At 68.2% G+C, this 18118-nt stretch carries 20 protein-coding genes and 1 riboswitch; of the genes, 3 read left to right on the forward strand and 17 right to left on the reverse strand.

Annotated features, from left to right (window positions below; genetic code table 11):
• Positions 1 to 13: 13 nt before the first annotated feature.
• The 15 genes from FA90_RS17855 to FA90_RS17925 form a co-directional block, all read right to left on the reverse strand.
• A complete protein-coding gene (locus FA90_RS17855) occupies positions 14 to 349 on the reverse strand; it encodes a ferredoxin (RefSeq protein WP_036170986.1) in 336 nt (111 codons plus the stop codon).
• A complete protein-coding gene (cobJ, locus tag FA90_RS17860; protein WP_081934116.1) occupies positions 346 to 1362 on the reverse strand; it encodes a precorrin-3B C(17)-methyltransferase in 1017 nt (338 codons plus the stop codon). The genes FA90_RS17855 and cobJ overlap by 4 nt, the downstream gene beginning before the upstream one ends.
• A gap of 5 nt (positions 1363 to 1367) precedes the next feature.
• Positions 1368 to 1784 carry a cobalamin biosynthesis protein gene (locus FA90_RS17865; protein ID WP_036170989.1) on the reverse strand — a complete coding sequence of 139 codons (417 nt, stop codon included), beginning with the start codon at positions 1782 to 1784 and terminating at the stop codon, positions 1368 to 1370.
• Positions 1781 to 2536, reverse strand: coding sequence for a cobalamin biosynthesis central domain-containing protein (locus FA90_RS17870; RefSeq protein WP_036170992.1), 756 nt, complete (start codon positions 2534 to 2536; stop codon positions 1781 to 1783). The genes FA90_RS17865 and FA90_RS17870 overlap by 4 nt, the downstream gene beginning before the upstream one ends.
• Positions 2533 to 3324: a precorrin-2 C(20)-methyltransferase gene (gene cobI, locus FA90_RS17875; RefSeq protein ID WP_036170994.1), complete on the reverse strand. Its 792-nt coding sequence runs from the start codon at positions 3322 to 3324 to the stop codon at positions 2533 to 2535. Before cobI ends, FA90_RS17870 begins: the two co-directional genes overlap by 4 nt.
• Positions 3321 to 4646, reverse strand: coding sequence for a bifunctional cobalt-precorrin-7 (C(5))-methyltransferase/cobalt-precorrin-6B (C(15))-methyltransferase (locus FA90_RS17880; protein ID WP_036170997.1), 1326 nt, complete (start codon positions 4644 to 4646; stop codon positions 3321 to 3323). Before FA90_RS17880 ends, cobI begins: the two co-directional genes overlap by 4 nt.
• A gap of 6 nt (positions 4647 to 4652) precedes the next feature.
• A complete protein-coding gene (locus tag FA90_RS17885; RefSeq protein WP_036171000.1) occupies positions 4653 to 5849 on the reverse strand; it encodes a cobalt-precorrin-5B (C(1))-methyltransferase in 1197 nt (398 codons plus the stop codon).
• Positions 5846 to 6541 carry a precorrin-8X methylmutase gene (locus FA90_RS17890; RefSeq protein ID WP_036171003.1) on the reverse strand — a complete coding sequence of 232 codons (696 nt, stop codon included), beginning with the start codon at positions 6539 to 6541 and terminating at the stop codon, positions 5846 to 5848. The genes FA90_RS17885 and FA90_RS17890 overlap by 4 nt, the downstream gene beginning before the upstream one ends.
• Positions 6538 to 7587, reverse strand: coding sequence for a sirohydrochlorin chelatase (locus FA90_RS17895; protein ID WP_373994616.1), 1050 nt, complete (start codon positions 7585 to 7587; stop codon positions 6538 to 6540). The genes FA90_RS17890 and FA90_RS17895 overlap by 4 nt, the downstream gene beginning before the upstream one ends.
• Positions 7584 to 8375, reverse strand: coding sequence for a precorrin-4 C(11)-methyltransferase (gene cobM / locus FA90_RS17900; RefSeq protein WP_036171006.1), 792 nt, complete (start codon positions 8373 to 8375; stop codon positions 7584 to 7586). The genes FA90_RS17895 and cobM overlap by 4 nt, the downstream gene beginning before the upstream one ends.
• Positions 8365 to 9258, reverse strand: a complete 894-nt coding sequence (locus FA90_RS17905; protein WP_036171009.1) for an energy-coupling factor ABC transporter ATP-binding protein — start codon at positions 9256 to 9258, stop codon at positions 8365 to 8367. The genes cobM and FA90_RS17905 overlap by 11 nt, the downstream gene beginning before the upstream one ends.
• A complete protein-coding gene (gene cbiQ, locus FA90_RS17910) occupies positions 9255 to 10001 on the reverse strand; it encodes a cobalt ECF transporter T component CbiQ (RefSeq protein ID WP_036171014.1) in 747 nt (248 codons plus the stop codon). The genes FA90_RS17905 and cbiQ overlap by 4 nt, the downstream gene beginning before the upstream one ends.
• Positions 9991 to 10350 carry an energy-coupling factor ABC transporter substrate-binding protein gene (locus FA90_RS17915; RefSeq protein ID WP_036171017.1) on the reverse strand — a complete coding sequence of 120 codons (360 nt, stop codon included), beginning with the start codon at positions 10348 to 10350 and terminating at the stop codon, positions 9991 to 9993. The genes cbiQ and FA90_RS17915 overlap by 11 nt, the downstream gene beginning before the upstream one ends.
• Complete coding sequence (locus FA90_RS17920; RefSeq protein WP_036171018.1) at positions 10347 to 11027, reverse strand: energy-coupling factor ABC transporter permease; 681 nt, start codon at positions 11025 to 11027, stop codon at positions 10347 to 10349. The genes FA90_RS17915 and FA90_RS17920 overlap by 4 nt, the downstream gene beginning before the upstream one ends.
• A gap of 120 nt (positions 11028 to 11147) precedes the next feature.
• A riboswitch (cobalamin riboswitch) is annotated at positions 11148 to 11369 on the reverse strand.
• 103 nt (positions 11370 to 11472) lie between these two features.
• Positions 11473 to 12186 (reverse strand): GntR family transcriptional regulator, encoded by a 714-nt coding sequence (locus FA90_RS17925; RefSeq protein WP_036171021.1) that lies wholly within the window; start codon positions 12184 to 12186, stop codon positions 11473 to 11475.
• A gap of 217 nt (positions 12187 to 12403) precedes the next feature.
• Between FA90_RS17925 and FA90_RS17930 the strand changes: the two genes are divergently transcribed.
• From FA90_RS17930 to FA90_RS17940, 3 genes are all read left to right on the forward strand, one after another.
• Complete coding sequence (locus FA90_RS17930; RefSeq protein WP_036171023.1) at positions 12404 to 13621, forward strand: alanine--glyoxylate aminotransferase family protein; 1218 nt, start codon at positions 12404 to 12406, stop codon at positions 13619 to 13621.
• A gap of 156 nt (positions 13622 to 13777) precedes the next feature.
• Positions 13778 to 15061, forward strand: coding sequence for an MFS transporter (locus tag FA90_RS17935; RefSeq protein WP_036171026.1), 1284 nt, complete (start codon positions 13778 to 13780; stop codon positions 15059 to 15061).
• 2 nt (positions 15062 to 15063) lie between these two features.
• Positions 15064 to 15831 (forward strand): 2-keto-4-pentenoate hydratase, encoded by a 768-nt coding sequence (locus tag FA90_RS17940; protein WP_036171029.1) that lies wholly within the window; start codon positions 15064 to 15066, stop codon positions 15829 to 15831.
• 75 nt (positions 15832 to 15906) lie between these two features.
• On the opposite strand, the gene ssb is transcribed toward FA90_RS17940, so the two are convergent.
• Positions 15907 to 16422, reverse strand: coding sequence for a single-stranded DNA-binding protein (gene ssb / locus FA90_RS17945; protein ID WP_036171033.1), 516 nt, complete (start codon positions 16420 to 16422; stop codon positions 15907 to 15909).
• 226 nt (positions 16423 to 16648) lie between these two features.
• The gene (locus tag FA90_RS17950) at positions 16649 to 18016 is read right to left on the reverse strand and encodes a hypothetical protein (RefSeq protein WP_156116762.1); all 1368 of its coding nucleotides are present in this window, start codon (positions 18014 to 18016) and stop codon (positions 16649 to 16651) included.
• Positions 18017 to 18118: the final 102 nt, after the last annotated feature.

The following is an 18118-nucleotide window of genomic DNA, read 5'->3' on the forward strand; positions in this document are numbered from 1 at the left end:
CCGCTGTTGCAGGTTACTCACCGGCCTGGTGAAACACCAGATCCTCGACCCGCTCGCCGTGACACAGGTGGCGCTCGATGATGCGGTCCATGTTCTCCGGCGTGACGTCGTAGTACCAGGTGCCGTCCGGCTGCACGCAGACGATCGGTCCGCCCTTGCAGGCCGCGAAGCAGCTGACCCGGCTGCGTTTCACGCGCAGGTCGCCGGTGTTCAGCCCGGCCGCCTTGAACTTGTCGCCCAGGCTGTCGAACAGGACTTGCGATGCGCCGTCGGCGCTGCAGCGCGGGCCGGTGCAGACCAGCAGGTGGCGCTTGTAGTCGCCGATCTTGGGTTTGACAACTTCGCTCATGCTTCGTTTTCCTCGGTGGCGGGCGCATTCGCATCGACGGCCCAGGGTTCGGCCAGCGTGGCCCGGATGTAGTCGGCCGGCAGCCGGTGGCGCGCGGCCAGGGTTTCGATGTCGATGCCGGCCGCGTGCTCGGCCTGCAGCGTCTCCAGCCAGCCGAGCAGGCCGGTCGACAGCGAACGCCCGGCGCGCTCGCCTTCGCGCGTGGCGCCGTCTTCCATGTCGTATTTGTTCGCGTAGCCGCGCGGCGTGACCATCAGGCCGTGGCGCACGAAGGTGTTGCTGTTGCCGATCAGGACCGTGCTGAGCATGCCGATGTCGGCGTCCGCCATCGAGTCGAGCGTGGTAAACACGATGTTCTCGCGGCGGCGATAGGCGCTTTTCACGATCGCGACCGGCGTGTCGGGGCGGCGATGGCGCAGGAACAGGCGCTGGGCCTCGACGATCTGGCGCGTGCGCCGGCCGCTCTTGGGGTTGTACAGCGCGACCACGAAGTCGGCCATCGCGACCGCGTCCAGGCGGCGCGCGATGGTCGGCCAGGGCGTGAGCAGGTCCGACAGCGAGATCGCGCAGAAGTCGTGCGTGAGCGGCGCGCCGACCCGCGCGGCGCAGCTGTTCAGCGCCGAGGCGCCCGGCACGATCTCGACCTGCACCGGATCGTCGGGACTCCAGCCGGCCTGGAACAGCACCTCGTAGGTCGGGCCGGCCATGCCGTACACGCCGGCGTCGCCGGACGAGATCAGCGCCACCTTCTTGCCGGCGCGCGCGGCCTCCAGGGCGCTGACGGCGCGGTCCAGCTCCTCGGTCATCGACTTGCGGATGATCTCCTTGCCTTCGATGAGGTCGGCCACCAGCTTGATGTAGGTGACGTAGCCGATCACCACGTCCGCTTCGGCGATGGCGGCGCGCGCGCGCTGGGTCATGTGCTCCACGCTGCCGGGGCCGATCCCCACCAGCATGATCTTGCCAGCGGCGGCGGCGCCTTCGTTGCCGGCGGCTGCGTTCGGGTCGAACATGTCGTTCATGATGATTTCCTTGCGATCGAGACGGTGGCGTGCTTGCCATCGACGCCTCGGAGTTTGAGTTTTTCGACGACCAGGGCGCTCATCGGCGCACCGGTGCCTTCGACCGGCCCCGCGGCCAGCAGCGCGGCCGCTTCGCTGACCGACGGCGTGCCGGTGTAGCGGCGTACGGTTTCCGACGGGTTCGGCACCTCGACCTGCGCCAGTTCACGCGCTTCGTAAAAGCTCAGCGGCCACTGCAGTTCCTCGGCCAGCGCCAGGAATGCCGCCTCGTCGCGCTTGAGTGCGATGCTGGCGGCCGCTGCGACCTGTTCGGGACGCGCGCCCGCCTGCGCGAGCGCGGCCAGCACCGCCTCGCGCACGGTCGCCAGCAGCACGCCGCGGTCGCAGCCCAGGCCGACGGTGAAACGCGTCATGCCGTTTCCAGCGGCGGGCGATACACCACCAGCCGCTCCTTCAGCGCATCCCAGCGCCCGGCCGGCACGTCCTCATGCGTGACCCACAGCACGGCGGCGTAACGGTCGAGCGGCACCTCGTCGAAACGGGCGAATTTGTGGATCGTGTCGGGCAGCGGTGTCGGCCGGGTCCACCAGTCCGGACTGCCGGCTTCCTGCACGAAGGCGATCGGTTCGCCGTTGACCACGTGCGCCGAGACGCGCGTGACGTTGATCTTCGGCGCTTCCACGCGCCAGCCGAGATGGCGCCCGAGGATGTCGACCGGGATCGTGCGGCCCACGTCCGACGCCGTGGTCAGCACGGGAGAAGCGCCGATCAGGTCGGCCACGCGCTCGCTCCACTCGTTGGCGCCGCCGACGTGGCCGGACAGCACGGGAATCACGTACTGGCCGGCGTCGTCGACCACGATCACACCGGGGTCCTCGTCCTTGCTGCGCAGGTGCGGCGCGATCAGGCGCACCACCGCGCCGAGCGAGACGAAGAACACGATCTGGTCGTAGCCGGCGAACAGCGGGCCGATCTCGTCACGCAGGGCGCCGTCGTAGGCTTTTACCTGGTTCGGCACGCCGGCAAAGGCCGCGGCAAACTTGCTTGAAGTGCAGATGTCGGCCTGCGGCAGGTCGAGCGCCAGGCGCGCGGCCTGGGCGGCGCCATGCTTGGTGATCGCCACCAGGCACAGGCGGGGTTCGGTGATGGGGTTCGTATCGCTCATGCGCTCTCTTCCAATACAGGTTGCGGGCCGCCCTTCTTGAGACAGCCCTTGATGCGTTCGCCGCGGATGCGGTGCGGGTGTTTGACGATCAGCAGCGACAGGTAGCTGACCTTGGTGCCGCGCAGTTGCAGGATCTGGTCGCCACTGAAGCGGCGCTCGTCCGGCGCGCCGACGCGTTCGATGAAGTGGCTGCCCGCCAGCAGATCGCGCCGTTCGAGCCAGCCGATCAATTCGTCGAGCAGCGGCTTTACTTTCATCAGCACCAGCGTGTCGAAGTCGGGCAGCAGGCGGTCGACCGCGCTGACCCCGTACGCGGCCGGGACGATCGCGACCGTGTCGTCCTGCTCGGCGAACGGCACGTCGACCGATGCGCACGCCGCCGTGAAGGCGTTGACGCCGGCGATGACCTGCACCCCGACGCCGGCGTCGAGCGCACGCACGGTGCGCGCCAGGTGGCCGAAGGTGGCGTAGGTACTGGCGTCGCCCTCGACCAGGAACAGCACGTCGCGGCCGGCGCGCAGCCAGGGCAGCACGGTTTCGGCGGCGCGTAGCCATGCGCGCGCCAGCTTTTCGCCGTCGTGCGTCATCGGGAACAGCAGCTGGGTGTGTTCGGTCGGCGGCGCCAGGCCGGCGCGCTGGACGATGTCGAAGGCATAGCTGGGCGTCTTGCCGCTGCGCGCCGGGTAGACCCAGACCGCGTCGACCCGCTCGAGTTGCGCCCAGGCGGCGCGCGTGATCAGGCCGGGGTCGCCGGGGCCCAGCGAGATGCCGTACAGGGTGCCGCTCATTGTTTTTCTCCCGCTTTGGCAACTGAGCGCGCGCACACGATCCACACCGGATTCTCGGCCGCCATGCGGTGCATGTGCAGGATCGGCTTGCTACGCGCGGCTTGCAGCTGCAACACGTCCCACTCGACGCCCTGGTCTTCCATCGATTGCAGCGTAGCGGTGGCGGTGGCCAGGTTTTCCAGCGTGACGAAGTTCATCACCAGCGTGCCTTGCGGGCGCAGGCGGCGCAGCACCTGTTGGATCAGCGTCGCCAGCTCGCCGCCCGAGCCGCCGACGAACACCGCGTCCGGGTCCGGCCAGGCGTCCAGTCCCTCCGGCGCCTTGCCGTGATGAAGGCTGTAATTGCTGATCCCAAAAGCAGCATGGTTCTGGCCGGCGATGGCGAAATCGGCCTCGTTCTTTTCGATCGCGTACACGTGTCCTTGCGGGCACAGGCGCGCCGCTTCCAGGCCGACCGAACCGGAGCCGGCGCCGATGTCCCACACGGTACTGTCCTGCCGCAGCTGCATGCGCGCCAGGCTGACCGCGCGCACTTCCTGCTTGGTGATCAAGCCCTTCTCCGGCTGGCGCTGCACGAACTCGGCGTCGGCCAGGCCGAAGCGCACGGCGCGCGGCGCCGGCGTGGTGCGCCACAGCAGCACCACGTTCAGGTCGGCGAAGCGCATGTCGGCCGCCTCCCGCGCACCCAGTTCGGCCAGCACGCGCTCTTCCGGCTGCAGCAGGTTTTCGGCGACCGCCATGTGGAAGTCGTCGCCGAGGCCCTCGGCCAGCAGCAGGCGCGCGATACGGTCCGGCGAATTGTCGGGACTCGTCAGCACCAGCAGCCGCGCGTGCGCGCGCAGCGCCTGCGCCAGCGCGTACAGGCCGTGCGCGGGCGTGGCGCCGCGCGTCCATTCGCCGGCGTCGCGCGCATGCACGGAGACGATGCGCGCGTCCTGCCACGCGAGGCCGATGCGCGCGCACGCGAGCTGCAGCGTCGACAAATTCGGCAGGATGTCGAGCGCCTGCACGCACAGGTGCTGGGCCAGGTACGGCGCGATGCCGTGGCACAGTGGGTCGCCGGTGGCCAGCACCACGCAGGCCAGGTGGTCGTTGCGCGCCGCGCGCACCCACTCGGGCACCATCTTCAATTGGCCGGTGAGGTCGTGACGCACCGCGCCGGCCTTGAACTCGCGCTCGAACAGGGACAAGGTGCGCGCGCCGCCGATCACCACGTCGGCGTTGCGCAGGTAGGCCAGCGCAGTCATGCTCAGGCTTTCGATGCCATCGTCGAGCACGCCGATCACGCGGCAGGGGTTGGGGTCTTGGAGAGTCGTGTCCATGCGGGTTCAGTCCTGGTCGACGATGTGATCGATGCCGGTGCGCGCCGGGCGGTCCGGGCGTTCGCGCGGCAGCGCCGGGGCCGACCACACGTCGGCCACTTGCTGGTTGTTGAAATCGGTGACCAGCACGCGCAGTTGAAACGCGCGGCCGTAGCGATCGGGCGCGGTGAGCGTGTCGATCGCGGCCTGGGCCAGCGCCGCGTGAAAGGCGTCGCCCAGGCCGCGCTCGACCATCAGCTCGGCGCCGAAGCGCGCGGTCTCGGCGGCGGCCATCGCGGCGCAATCCTCGGGTGCCGCGCCGATGCGGCGGCCGATCTCGGCCACCAGGTCGGTGTCGACCTCGCTGCGGTTGGCGTGGGTGATGGTCTCGCCCTGGGCGATCTTGGTCAGCTTGCCGACCATGACCGCCAGCACGACCTGCTCGATGCCCTGGGCCACCGCCTCGTCGAGCGCGTAGCGCAGGAAGTCGCCCATCTGCACGAAGCAGGCCGATGGCAGCTCGGGCCGCTCATTGCGCAGCGCGGTCATGGCGAAGGTCTCGGTGCGTCCGCCGGTGGTTAAGGCGACCATGCCGTGGCCGGTGGTGGCCGCCACCTGCACGCCCTGCACGACGCTGGCGCGCCAGGCGGCGGTCGAATATGGCTTGACGATGCCGGTGGTGCCGAGAATGCTGATGCCGCCCAGGATGCCCAGGCGCGCATTGGTGGTCTTCTTGGCCATGACCTGGCCGTCGGGCACGCTGATCGTCACTTCGATGCCGTGCTCGAGCAGCAGCTGGGGCGCCGCTTCGCGCAGGTTGTCGGTGATGTTCCTGCGCGGGACCGGGTTGATTGCCGGGCCGCCGACCTCCAGGCCGAGGCCCGGCATCGTCACCGTGCCGACGCCGTCGCCGGCGGCCCAGGTGACCACGCCGCCCTGCCCGGGCAGCAGGCGCAGGTCGACCGTCAGGTGCGCGCCGTCGGTGCAATCCGGATCGTCGCCGGCAAACTTGACGACCATCGCGTGGGCCTGCTTGCGGTCGGCGTCGACGCGGCCGTCGTGCACCGTGAAACGCACGCGGGTGCCGTTCGGCAGCAGGCTCTCGATCTCGTCCGGCACCTGGCCGGTGGCCAGCCCGAGCACGGCCGCACGCGCCGCCGCCGCCGAGCAGGCGCCGGTGGTGAAGCCGGTCCGGGTGCCGCGCTCGGCCGCCTTGTCTTTCATGCCTGCTGCACTTGCTGCATGCTTTTTTGACGCGCCTCGGCCAGGGACAGCAGCGCGTGCAGCGCCGCCACCACCAGCGTCGAGCCGCCCTTGCGGCCGCGGATCACGATCCACGGTACATCGATCAGCTCGGCCATCAGGTCCTTCGATTCGGCGGCCGAGACGAAGCCGACCGGCATGCCGACCACCAGCGCCGGGCGCACGCCCTCCTCGCGGATCAGGCGCACCAGCTCGATCAGCGCGGTGGGCGCATTGCCGATGCCGACGATGGCGCCGTCGTTGAACAAGCCGAGCCGGTGCGCCTTGCGCATCGCCTGCACCGCGCGCGTGGTGTCCTCGACCTTGGCCGCGTCGATCACGTCGGGGTCGCTGATGAACTGGTGCGTTGTCATGCCGAAGTGCCCCAGACGCGGCTGCGACAGGCCGGAGCAGATCATCTCGACGTCGGCGACCACCGGCGTGGCGCCGGCCAGCATCGCCTGGATCCCGGCCTCGACCGCGTCCGGGTGGAAAGCGGTGAGACCGTTGAAATCGAAGTCGGCGTTCGCGTGGATCATGCGGCGCACGATCGGCCACTGCGCCTCGGTGTAGGCATGCGGGCCGACCTCGGCGTCGATGATCGCGAAGCTGTCGTGCTCGATCGCCTGGCCGGCGCGCGTCAGCTGTTCGGTGACGGTGTTCACGGTGCTCATGCGCCCTGGCCTTCGGTGTGTGGAAGGGCGTGCACGTGGTCGTGGTCGTGGTCGTGGTGCGCGTGTGCGTGCTCATGCCCATGCGCGTGGTCGTGCTCATGCGCGTGGCCGTGCTCGTGCTTGTGCGTTTGCTCGTGCGTGTGCGCGGGTGCATGCGCATGCTCGTGCGTATGCGCGTGCGAGTGGCCGTGGCCCATGTCGTGGGCGATCTCGCGGTAGCTGCAGCCGTCGCACGGCAGGCGGCTGTCCGGCACGCCCGCGCGCAGGTCGGCCACGCGCTGGTCCATCAATTCGAAGATCTCCTTCTCGAAGCCGAAGTGCTCGCCGCAGAAGAAGCGCACCTGCGGATACTGGCTGCGCAGGTGCTCGACCTGGCGGTGGATGCGCTGCATCAGCGTGCCGGTGTACAGGTAGTACGGCAGCACCACGACCTGGCGCATGCCCAGCAACACCTGGCGCTGCACCACCTTTTCCAGGCGTGGCCAGGTGATGCCGGTAAACGCCAGGTCGACCAGCTCGTGGTCGCCCTCTTCCAGCAGCCAGCGCGCCATCTTCGCCATCTCGCCGTTGGCGCCGCGGTCGGACGAGCCGCGCCCCAGCACCACCACGCCGGTGGTGGTCGGATCCGGCATGTCCAGCGCATTCATCGCCTTGCGCAGGCGGCGCTTCAGGATCGCCAGGATCGGGTCGCAGGCGGTCAGGTGCGGCGCCAGCAGGATCTCGGTCTGCGGGCAGGCCAGGCGCGCCTGCTCGACCGCTTCCGGGATCTCCATCTTGACGTGGCCGGCCGCATTCAGGATCAGCGGCACCACCAGCACGCGGTTCGACGTGCGGGCCGCATCGAGCAGCGCGGCGTTCAGCTCGGGCGGCGCGAATTCGATGAAGCACAGCTCGATGCGCAGCTCGGGGCGGCGCGCGCGCCATTGCGCGGTGAAGTCGCGGATTTCCTGGTTGCCGGAATCCTCGCGCGAGCCATGGCCGACGATGAGGATGGTGTCGCCGGCGCCGATTGCATGCGCCGGGGCTGCTTGCATCATGATGTTCATGCGCTCGCCTTTCTGAAACGGTGGGTGAATGTGGGGTCGTACAGCTTGGAGCGCACCAGCGTCTCCCAATGCAGCGCGCCGAGCGTGGGGCTGGCGACGATCATCGCCTGGCTGGCCACGCCGGCTTCGCGGCACAGGCCCTTGATCGTGGCCAGCGTGCCGCGGATGATCTTTTCCTCGCCCGGCCAGCTGGCCTTGTGCACGACCAGCATCGGCGATTCTTCCGGCCAGCCGGCCGCGCGCAGCGCCGCCTCGACCTTGTACATCAGCGTGATCGACAGGAAGATGCAGATCGTGGTGCGGTGCGCGGCCAGGCTGGCCAGGTCTTCGCCTTCGGGCATCGGGGTGCGGCCTTCGACGCGCGTGAGGATCACGGTCTGCGTGACTTCGGGCAGCGTCATCGATTCGCCGGCGGCGGCCATCGATGCCATCGCCGAGGACACGCCGGGCACCACGGCCCACTCGATGCCTTCGACCGTGAGCGGGCGCGCCATCTCGATCAGCGCGCCGTACAGGCCGGGGTCGCCGGTCTGCAGGCGCACCACGGTCGCGTGGGTGCGCGCCTGGTCGACCAGCCAGGCGGTCATCTCCTCGAGCGTCATGTCCTTCGAGTCGCGGATGACGCAGCCGGGCGGCGCGTACAGCGTGGCGGCGCGGTCGACCAGCGAGCCGGCGAACAGGATCGCGCCGGCCTGGGCCAGCAGCTTCTGGCCCTTGACGGTGACCAGTTCGGGGTCGCCGGGACCGGCGCCGACGAACCAGACCTTGCCCAACGTTTCAGATGTCATGCGGTGTGTTCTCCTCGGTTACGCCCTGGGCGCTCATCGGCAGCGCGCGCAGCATGTCCAGCACCGCCTCGACGCTGCGCGGGCCCGGGCCGGGCGGCAGCACGCGGCGCGCCACCAGCTGGGCGTGCAGCGCCAGCGCGGACGGCAATCTCTGGCCGGCGGCGTCGAGCGCGGCGGCGTCGTGCGCGACCTGGGCAGCCGGCCCGGAGGCGATGCAGCGCCCGCCGGCCATCAGGTGGATCTCGTCGGCCCAGGCGTAGGCGAAGTCGATGTCGTGGGTCGACAGCAGGATCGTCACGCCGCGCGCCGCCAGGCGCTCCAGCAGCGCGGCCAGCTCCAGCTGCATCGGCGCGTCCAGGCCGGCCATCGGCTCGTCCAGCAGCAGCACCTGGGGCTCCATCGCCAGCACGCCGGCGATGCAGACGCGCTTCTTCTGGCCGAAGCTCAGGTGGTGCACGGCGCGCCGGGCATGCTCGCGCAGGCCGACCGCATCGAGCGCGGACGCCACGCGCGCACGCACGGTGGCCGCGTCCAGGCCGAGGTTGAGCGGGCCGAACGATACGTCTTCCTCGACCTGGGCCGAAAACAGCTGGCGCTCCGGATTCTGGAACACCAGGCCGACATTGCGGCGCAGCTCGGCCAGGCCCTTGCGGCCGTAGTCGACCGGGCGGCCGTTCCACAGCACGCATCCGGCGCTCGGGCGCAGCAGGCCGTTCAGGTGCTGCAGCACGGTGGTCTTACCCGCGCCGTTCGCGCCCAGCAGCGCATGGCGGTGGCCGCGCGCCAGCGCCAGGCTGCAGCCGCGCAGGCCGGCGCTGCCCTCAGTGCTGCCATCAGCGAAGACATGGTCGACGTTTTGCAGTTGCAGCAGGGGCGTCGTCACAGGCCAGCCCCCCAGCGATCGGCGAGCGCGATCGCCAGCAGCGCCGCGCCGGCGAGCAGCGCGTTGCGGTTCTGGCGGCGCGCCCTGGGAAAATCGGCGGGCAGGAAGCGCAGCGTGCCCTGGTAGGCGCGCGCATCGGCCGCCATTTGAAGAGCCGCGGCGCGCTGCCAGACCTGCACCGCCATCTGCCCGATCAGCAGCGCCATCGAACGCCAGCCGTGGCGCCAGCCGCCGTAGCCCAGGCGCGCCTGTTGCGCGGTGACGCCGTCATCCCAGGCCTGGCGCAGCACGAACAACATGCGGTAGCACAGCGCCATCAGGTCGAGCAGCAGCTCGGGCGTACGCAGGCGGCGCAGCAGCGCGAACAGGTCGGGCATGGGGGTGGTCAAGGTCAGGCCGAGCAGCGCCGCCAGCACGGCCAGCGAGCGCAGCGCGCTGCGTGCAACCGTCGGCAGCATCGCCGCGTTCCAGTGCCAGGCGCCGTCCGCACCGGGCGACACCAGCATCGTCAGGCAGGACAGCAGCAGGAACCCGAGCGGCGCCAGCAACACGCCAAAGTAGGTGCGCACCGGTACGCGCGCGCCCAGCAGCGTCGCCTGCATCAAGAGCAATGCGAGCAGCGCCAGTGCGCCCGGGCCGGCCGCGATCCAGGCCGCGCCGACGCCGGCCAGCGCCAGCAGCGCTTTCGCGGAGGGCGCGACATCCAGCCAGCGGCTGGCGTAGGCGGCGGCTTCAATCCGCACGATGCTCCCGCGGCGCTTCTGCTGCCGATGCTGCGGCCGTCGCCGTCGCCGGTGCCTGCGCGCGCTCGCGCGCGACCGACAGGCCGAGCCAGTAGCCGATCACGCCGGCGCCGATGGCCGCCTGCAGCGCGAACAGCAGCGACGCGATCTCGTCGCTCGCCGGCGTGAACACCGGCGAAAACCACGGCCGGTAGCCGGGCGCGATGGTGCCGATGGCTTGCTGTGCGCGGTCGTCGGACCCGCCGAACAGCGCTGTTCCCGGCGTGCCCGGCGTTGCGCCGATCAGCCACAGCGGCAGCACGGTCACGAGCACGATCACCGCCCACGTCAGCCAGGTGCGCGCTTTCATGTGCCCTCCCGCGCGCGCAGCGACATCACCGGCAGCGCACGCAGCTCGTGCGCATTGAAGCGCGCCATCGCGTTCACCACCAGCACCGTCAACAAGCCTTCGCTGATCGCGATCGGCACCTGGGTCAGCGCGAAGATGCCGGCGAATTTCAGGAACGAGACCTGGAAGCCGCCGACCGCATCGGGAAAGGCCAGGGCCAGCTGGGCGGAGGTCGTCACGTACGTCGCCAGGTCGCCCAGGCAGGCCGCCAGGAACACGGCGACGGAGCGGGACAAGCCGAGCGCGCCCACCGCGCGGAACACGCCATACGAGACGAACGGGCCGACGATCGCCATCGAAAACACGTTGGCGCCGAGCGTGGTGATGCCGCCATGCGCCATCAGGAGCGCCTGGAACAGCAACACGACGAAGCCGACCGGCACCATCGCCGCGGGGCCGAACAACAAGGCGCCCAGGCCCACGCCGGTCGGATGCGAACAGCTGCCGGTCACCGACGGCAGCTTCAGCGCCGACAGCAGGAACGCGAACGCCGCCGCCACGCCGAGCAGCATGCGCCGCTCGGGATGTGCCTGCAAGCTGCGCCCCATCGAGCGCAGGCCCCAGGCCAGGAAAGGAAGGGATACGGCAGTCCAGCCGAGCGCGTGCGCGGGCGGCAGAAAGCCTTCCATGATGTGCATTCGAAACCTCCCGTCGAATGGTCATAAAGGCACCAAACAAACGGGGAGGCAGGGACGGCCGACGAGGGACGGGTGCGGGCACGCGACGCAAGTCGACAGCGCTTCCCGTCACCCCGGGGAATGGTGCTGGCTTGTTTGGGCCGGTATTCTGGCTCGCCGTCATCCTTCTCCGGGCCTTCCCGCGATCTTGTCGTCGCAGTGGCATATGACCGGAGTCGTCAGGCTTACAGCAGCGGGGGCTGCACCGGAATGGCCGCGTTCGAAGTGGACGCGGAGTCACCGGTTTCCCGTTTAACGCCAGCTCCCGGGCGGGAGTGGCGCACCCAAGGTCGAGATATTACACGGATGAGGGAGGGGGTGCCAGTATTGCTCGGCCAAAGCGTGGCGGCGGCGCCATCCTCGAGGGCGCGGTCCGGGCTGATGACGGCACCGGCGCCGTGCGATGCTAGTCGCCCACGCTCGAGGGCATGTCCATCACCGCGTCGCGCTTGTCCAGCAGGTGCTGGCGCAGGATGGCGCCGAGGCGCTTGCCGTCGCGCGCTTCCAGCGCCTCGATCATCTCTTCGTGGTCGTGGGCCGCCCGGTCCCATTTGCCGGACTTGAAATTCGACTTGAAACGCAGCGCCTGGAGCCGCCGGTTGACGCTCAGGTAAGTCTGGCGCAGGACCGAATTGCGCGCGGCCTCGTTGATCTTGTCGTGGATCGCCTGGTTGCGGCTGTAATACCCGGGCAAGTCGTTCTGCGCCTTGCAGGTCAACATGGCGTAGTGCAGCGCCTTGATCTCGGCGATCTCCCCTTCGCTGATGCGCTCGCAGGCCAGCTCGCCGGCCAACGCTTCCAGGCCGCTCATGACTTCGAAGGTCTCGCGGACTTCGGTCGTCGACATCTTGTAGACCGAGGCGCCGCGGTTGGGCGAAATCTCGACCAGCCCTTCGACCGCCAATGCCTTGAGCGCCTCGCGCAGGGGCGTGCGCGAGATGCCCATCGTTTCGCACAATTCGCGCTCGTTGAGCTTGGTACCGGGTGCGAATACCGCTTCGACGATCAAATGGCGCAGGTGCTCGACGACGCTGTCGTGCAGATGCTGGCGCGCCAGCCTGGGGACGGCCAGTCCGGCCGCTACGGAGCCGGCTTGCGGCTCGATCACTGAATTTTGCATACAAAACCTTAGCTTGCTTTTCGCTGTTATTTTAACATGCGAGGTTTTCAGATCTGCGTCCGCACGTCCTTACACCTGACGTAACACGGTTGTCATCTGCAAAAGTTACTGTTCAGTATTGCCTCGAAATAAACCTTTACCTTCGCCGAAACAGGGTCTAGACTCGTTTTGCATGCAAAATACAAAATGAATCAATCACTGATTTTTTGGAGGCACCATGTTGAAACTGGATTTCCACCCCGCCGGCCGTCACTTCCTGCAGATCCCTGGCCCCAGCCCGGTCCCGGACCGCATCCTGCGCGCCATGAGCTACCCGACCATCGACCACCGCGGCCCGGAATTCGGCGCGCTCGGTCTGCAGGTCCTGGCAGGCATCAAGCAGATCTTCAAGACCGAGCAGCCGGTCGTGATCTATCCGGCCTCCGGCACCGGCGCGTGGGAAGCGGCGCTGACCAATACCCTGAGCCCGGGTGACCACGTGCTGATGTACGAGACCGGCCACTTCGCCACCCTGTGGAAGAAGATGGCCGAGGCGCTCGGCCTGAAGCCGGAATTCCTCGGCTTGCCCGGCATCGAAGGCTGGCGCCGCGGCGTGCAGGCCGACATGATCGAAGCGCGCCTGCGCCAGGACGCCGCGCACGAGATCAAGGCCGTGTGCGTGGTCCACAACGAAACCTCGACCGGCGTCACCTCGAACATCGCCGCGGTCCGCAAGGCCATCGACAACGCCGGCCACCCTGCCCTGCTGCTGGTCGACACGATTTCCGGCCTGGCCTCGGCCGATTACCGCCATGACGAGTGGGGCGTCGACGTCACCGTCTCCGGTTCGCAAAAAGGCCTGATGCTGCCGCCGGGGATCAGCTTCAACGCGGTCTCGAAAAAGGCGCTCGCCGCCAGCAAGAGCGCGAAACTGCCGAAGGCGTTCTGGGGCTGGCACGAGATCATCGAGATGAACGCCACCGGCTACTGGCCATACACGCCGAACACCAACCTGCTGTACGGCCTGGCCGAAGCGCTCGACATGATCCTGGGCGAGGGCCTGGACAACACCTTCGCGCGCCACGAACGTCTGGCGCATGCCTGCCGCACGGCGGTCAAGGCATGGGGGCTCGAGATCCAGTGCCTTGACCCCGCCGTGTATTCGCCGGTGCTGACCGGCGTCGTGATGCCCGAGGGGATCGATGCCGACCAGGTCCGCAAGATCATCTACGAGCGTTTCGACATGTCGCTCGGGACCGGCCTGGGCAAGTTGAAAGGCAGGATGTTCCGCATCGGTCACCTGGGCGAAGCGAACGACCTGACCCTGATGGCCACCCTGGCCGGCTGCGAAATGGGCCTGAAACTGGCGGGCGTGCCGCTCGCCGGCAGCGGCGTGCAGGCGGCGATGGAAGCGCTCACCGCGCAGGAACGGCAGGTCGACCTGAAGGCGGCTTGAAGCAGCGAGAAGTACAGAAGCGGTATTGAGGCAGCAAATGGCGTCGGCGCGGACACGATCTGCGCCGGCAAAGTCACATATGCAATTCGTGCCCCGGACAGATCCCGCAGAGGACGTCGCCTGCGCCGCGACAGCCGGCACCAACTGGAGACACCCATGAAATTCCTGCGTTTGCGGCCAACCAGCGTCGTGCTATTGATGCTGTGTTTCATGTATTTCATCACCTATCTGGACCGCGTCAACGTCAGCACCGCCTCGTCCGGGTTCGGCAAGGAATTCAACCTGTCGAAAACCGAGATCGGCCTGGTCTTTTCGGCTTTCGCCTATCCCTACCTCGTATTCCAGATCATCGGCGGCTGGGTCAGCGACAAGTTCGGTGCGCGCAAGACCCTGATCTGGTGCGGCCTGCTGTGGGCGCTCGCCACCATCCTGACCGGTTTCGCCGGCGGGCTGGTCTCGCTGCTGGCGGCGCGGCTGCTGCTGGGCTTCGGCGAAGGCGCCACCTTCCCGGCGGCCACCGCCGCCATGGGCAGCTGGGTGGCCAAGGAAAACCGCGGCTTCGCCCAGGGCCTGACCCACGCCTTCTCGCGTATCGGCAACACGGTGGCGCCGGCGGCGGTGGTGGCCATCATGGCCTGGCACGGCTGGCGCGAATCGTTTTATATCTGCGGCGTCATCAGCCTGGTGTGGGTGGCGATCTGGTCGCGCGTCTTCACCGAAGATCCGGCCAAGCATCCGCGCATCACCCAGCAGGAGCTGAGCGCGCTGCCGGTCGTGAAGAAAAAGCAGGCCGCCGTGCCGTGGGGGCCGCTGTTCATGCGCATGCTGCCGGTCACGCTGGTCTACTTCTGCTATGGCTGGACGCTGTGGCTGTTCCTGAGCTGGATCCCGCAGTATTTCCTGCACAGCTACGACCTGGACATCAAGAAGTCGGCGGTGTTCGCCTCCGGCGTGTTCTTCGCCGGCGTGGTCGGCGATACCCTGGGCGGCATCATCAGCGACCGCATCCTGAAACGCTCGGGCAACCTCAAAAAGGCGCGCAGCTACATGGTCGCGATCTGCATGTTCCTGACCATGCTGTCGCTGCTGCCGCTGATGTTCACCCATGACCGCCTGGTGTCGACCCTGAGCCTGAGCGCCGGTTTCTTCTTCGCCGAGATGACGATCGGACCGATGTGGGCCATCCCGATGGACATCGCGCCGGATTGCTGCGGCACCGCCAGCGGCATCATGAACACCGGATCGGCCATGGCGGCGATCCTGTCGCCGGTCATCTCCGGCTACGTGATCGACGCGACCGGCAACTGGGAGTTGCCCTTCGTCGGCAGCATCGTCCTGATGGGCATCGGCGTGCTGCTGTCGTTCCGCATGCAGCCGGACAACAAGTTCCACCGCCCCGCCGCGCCCGCACCGGGCGTCGCGATCGAACCGCAGGCATGACCATGACGACGCATCCCGACCTAGCAGAACAGCTCGGCCAGCTGCTGGCCGACGCGCACGCGCGCAAGGGCAGCCAAGTGACGGTGCCGACCGAACTCGACGCGCCGGACAATGCCGCCGCCTACCGTGCGCAGCGGGCGTTCCTGCAACGCCATCGGCTCGACATCGGCGGCTGGAAGATCGGCGCCAAATCGGAGGATGGCCCGATCCAGGGCGCGCCGCTGCCGCGGCAAGGCATCCACGCCAGCGGAGCGACCCTGGCGCGCAGCGGTTTTCCGCTGTTCGGCATCGAACTCGAGATCATGTTCCGTTTCGGGCGCGACTTCCTGCCCGATGCGGCGCCGGTCGCGGACGCCGAGGTGTTGGCGAGCATTGCCGGCATCGCGGCATCGATCGAAATCGTCTCGAGCCGCCTGGCCGGCTGGCCCGACGTGCCCAAGCCGAACCAGCTTGCCGACCTGCAGAACCATGGCGCGCTGATCATCGGCGAGTTCGTCGACTACCGCGGCGAGGTCGACGTGCGCAGCCCGCAGGCGCGCCTGGTGCTGGACGGCCAGGTCATCTTCGATGGCGCCGGCAGCAATCCCGCCGGCGATCCGCGCCGCCTGCTGCCCTGGCTGGTGCGGCATTGCCGCGAACAGGCGATCGCGCTGCCGGCCGGGACGGTCGTGACCGCGGGGTCGTACACGGGGATGGTGTTTCCGCAAGCGTTGGGAATGGTGACGGGGACGATTGCGGGGCTGCCGGCGGTGGGGTTCGAGATCACCTGAACGGCGCCGCACATGAAAAATCCCCGGGACCGGGAACGGTGACGGGGATTTTTTTATTGCCTGACTGGGACGCGATCAGAACGGAATATCGTCATCCATATCCGAGAAGTTCGGCGCCGGTTTCGGCTGCGGACGTGCGGCCGGGGCCGGCGGAGCCTGGCGTTGCGGCGCCGGACGGCTCGGCGGGGCGTCGTAGCCGGCGTCGCCGCCGTAGCTGCCGCTGCCGCCACCGTCGTAGCTGTCACCGCCCATGCCCTGGCGGCCGCCCAGCATCTGCATGTTTTCCGCGACGATGTCGGTCGAGTAGCGCTCGACGCCGTCCTTGTCGGTGTACTTGCGGGTCTGCAGGCGGCCTTCGACGTAGACCGACGAACCCTTCTTGAGGTACTGGCCGACGATTTCAGCCATGCGGCCGAAGAACGAGATGCGGTGCCACTCGGTCAGCTCTTTCTGTTCGCCGCTGTTGCGGTCCTTCGATTTGTACGACGTCGCCACGGCGATGTTGGCGATGGCGTCGCCGCTCGGCATGTAGCGGATTTCCGGATCGCGGCCGAGGTTGCCGACGATGATGACCTTGTTGACTGATGCCATGGTGAAATACCCTTTCGTGTGATCCCTGGCTCTGCACGATGACTAAGTGCCGGGGAAACTGGTTAGTTTGAGTCCATTATTATGCCTCTTCGCAAGGCTTCCGAGGCAAAAAAATGAGGGTTGTGGATGGGCCAATACAGCCACCGAAGCGGCCCCGTAGCCACCACATCCTCAGACAGTCGATATGGTGTCGAAGTGCCCGGTTTGGAAGAGATTCGCGTCAAAATTACGGGGCTTTTTGTGCGCTAGGCGCCAGCTCGAAATACTCGGGAAACCGTGTCGCCAGCGTCCGCTCGCGCGCCGTGATGCTGTCGAGAGTGGGCCACAGCGGCGCCAGTGCGCGCGCTATCGTCCAGCTGCGCCAGGCGCGCTGGGTGTCCAGGCGCAAAAAGTAGAAGTCGCCGATATCTTTATAGGCGCCGGCCAGCGCCGGATTGGCGCGCAGCACGTCGAGATACAGCGCGGCGGCCGCGGGCGCTTCGCGCAGCATCACGTGGTCGTTGGCTTCGAACAGGCTCAGCAGGTAGCGCCGGGCGGGCGCCGCTTGCGCGCGCAAGCCCTGCAGCGTCGTCACCGCCTGGCGCAGCTCCTCGGGCGTCTTGGCGGCCAGGGCTGTCGAGAGCTGCCGCAGGTCGGGATCGGTTTGCAGCGCCTGCTTTTGCTCGTCTGGCAACGGCGGCATCGCCACGCCGCCGACCCGGTATTCGGTCACGGTCAGGAAGGCGTCCAGCGGCCGCTGCTCGCGCAGGCTGGCGGCCAGCGTCTCTGCATTCGGGCGCACGGCGCGGGTGGCCAGCGCGCTGCGCATGGCCCAGGCGCGCTCGATCATGTCGTCGAGGGTCACGGCGTCGCCGGCCGGCTGGCGCGGCGCATAGCCGGCCAGCGTGAACGTGGCCGGGGCGTCGGCCTGGCGCGGCGCGCCGATCTTGAGCTCGACCGTGCCGGTACCCCATCCCGGCTGGAAGGTGTAGGTGATGCGGGCCGGGATGGCCTGCTCTTTCTGCAGCGCGGCCAGCACGGCCGGATAGCCGGAAAAGGTATAGCGCAGATATTGCACGAAACGCGCGGCGTCGGCCGGGGACACCGGCGTCGCCTCCTTGCCATGCCTCAACAGGATGGCGTCGCCGCTGGCGAACACCTCGTCCGCGCCTTCGGTACGCACTTCGACCGGGTACGCCTCGGCGCCCTGCACGCTCAGTTCGTGCTGGTCCTCGAGCTCGGACGGCAGCTTGCGCTCGGGCGTGGTGGCGGCGATCGTCTTGCGCAGCGCGGCGCGGTTGCGCAGTTCGAGCTCGCGAAAGCCGAGCGTGTCGAACAGCGAGTACTCGTCGAAGGTCTTGGCGGCTTCGTCCAGGACGTAGCGGCGGCGCCGCTCGAAATCGTAGACGACGGTGATGTTGCCTTCGCGCCGGCTGAGATAGGTGTCGCCGAGCAGCACCTCGCTGTCCACGGTGCGCTCGGGCATGCCCTTGGCGCCCGGATTGACCTGGCTCCTGGTCGCCGCCGTCACGCTCAGGCGCAAGGCGGCGCTCGCCGGCCCGGCAAGCGTGGCGGCGAGCGAGGCCAGCACGACCTGGCAAAGAAGACGCGACATGTTCATGGCTCGACCTTATCTGGATGGCATTCGATAGTCACATACAAATGGCGAGCCGGCAATATTTACCCGGGCCGGCGTCATGCATCCGCGTCATCGCGA

The sequence above is a fragment of the Massilia sp. 9096 genome (assembly GCF_000745265.1).
Lineage (GTDB): Bacteria > Pseudomonadota > Gammaproteobacteria > Burkholderiales > Burkholderiaceae_D > Telluria.

Coding starts and splice junctions, on each gene's coding strand:
- FA90_RS17855 (WP_036170986.1), bottom strand. CDS start 349: ATGAGCGAAGTTGTCAAACCCAAGATCGGCGACTACAAGCGCCACCTG.
- cobJ (WP_081934116.1), bottom strand. CDS start 1,362: ATGTTCGACCCGAACGCAGCCGCCGGCAACGAAGGCGCCGCCGCCGCT.
- FA90_RS17865 (WP_036170989.1), bottom strand. CDS start 1,784: ATGACGCGTTTCACCGTCGGCCTGGGCTGCGACCGCGGCGTGCTGCTG.
- FA90_RS17870 (WP_036170992.1), bottom strand. CDS start 2,536: ATGAGCGATACGAACCCCATCACCGAACCCCGCCTGTGCCTGGTGGCG.
- cobI (WP_036170994.1), bottom strand. CDS start 3,324: ATGAGCGGCACCCTGTACGGCATCTCGCTGGGCCCCGGCGACCCCGGC.
- FA90_RS17880 (WP_036170997.1), bottom strand. CDS start 4,646: ATGGACACGACTCTCCAAGACCCCAACCCCTGCCGCGTGATCGGCGTG.
- FA90_RS17885 (WP_036171000.1), bottom strand. CDS start 5,849: ATGAAAGACAAGGCGGCCGAGCGCGGCACCCGGACCGGCTTCACCACC.
- FA90_RS17890 (WP_036171003.1), bottom strand. CDS start 6,541: ATGAGCACCGTGAACACCGTCACCGAACAGCTGACGCGCGCCGGCCAG.
- FA90_RS17895 (WP_373994616.1), bottom strand. CDS start 7,587: ATGAACATCATGATGCAAGCAGCCCCGGCGCATGCAATCGGCGCCGGC.
- cobM (WP_036171006.1), bottom strand. CDS start 8,375: ATGACATCTGAAACGTTGGGCAAGGTCTGGTTCGTCGGCGCCGGTCCC.
- FA90_RS17915 (WP_036171017.1), bottom strand. CDS start 10,350: ATGAAAGCGCGCACCTGGCTGACGTGGGCGGTGATCGTGCTCGTGACC.
- FA90_RS17920 (WP_036171018.1), bottom strand. CDS start 11,027: ATGCACATCATGGAAGGCTTTCTGCCGCCCGCGCACGCGCTCGGCTGG.
- FA90_RS17925 (WP_036171021.1), bottom strand. CDS start 12,186: ATGCAAAATTCAGTGATCGAGCCGCAAGCCGGCTCCGTAGCGGCCGGA.
- FA90_RS17930 (WP_036171023.1), top strand. CDS start 12,404: ATGTTGAAACTGGATTTCCACCCCGCCGGCCGTCACTTCCTGCAGATC.
- FA90_RS17935 (WP_036171026.1), top strand. CDS start 13,778: ATGAAATTCCTGCGTTTGCGGCCAACCAGCGTCGTGCTATTGATGCTG.
- FA90_RS17940 (WP_036171029.1), top strand. CDS start 15,064: ATGACGACGCATCCCGACCTAGCAGAACAGCTCGGCCAGCTGCTGGCC.
- ssb (WP_036171033.1), bottom strand. CDS start 16,422: ATGGCATCAGTCAACAAGGTCATCATCGTCGGCAACCTCGGCCGCGAT.
- FA90_RS17950 (WP_156116762.1), bottom strand. CDS start 18,016: ATGTCGCGTCTTCTTTGCCAGGTCGTGCTGGCCTCGCTCGCCGCCACG.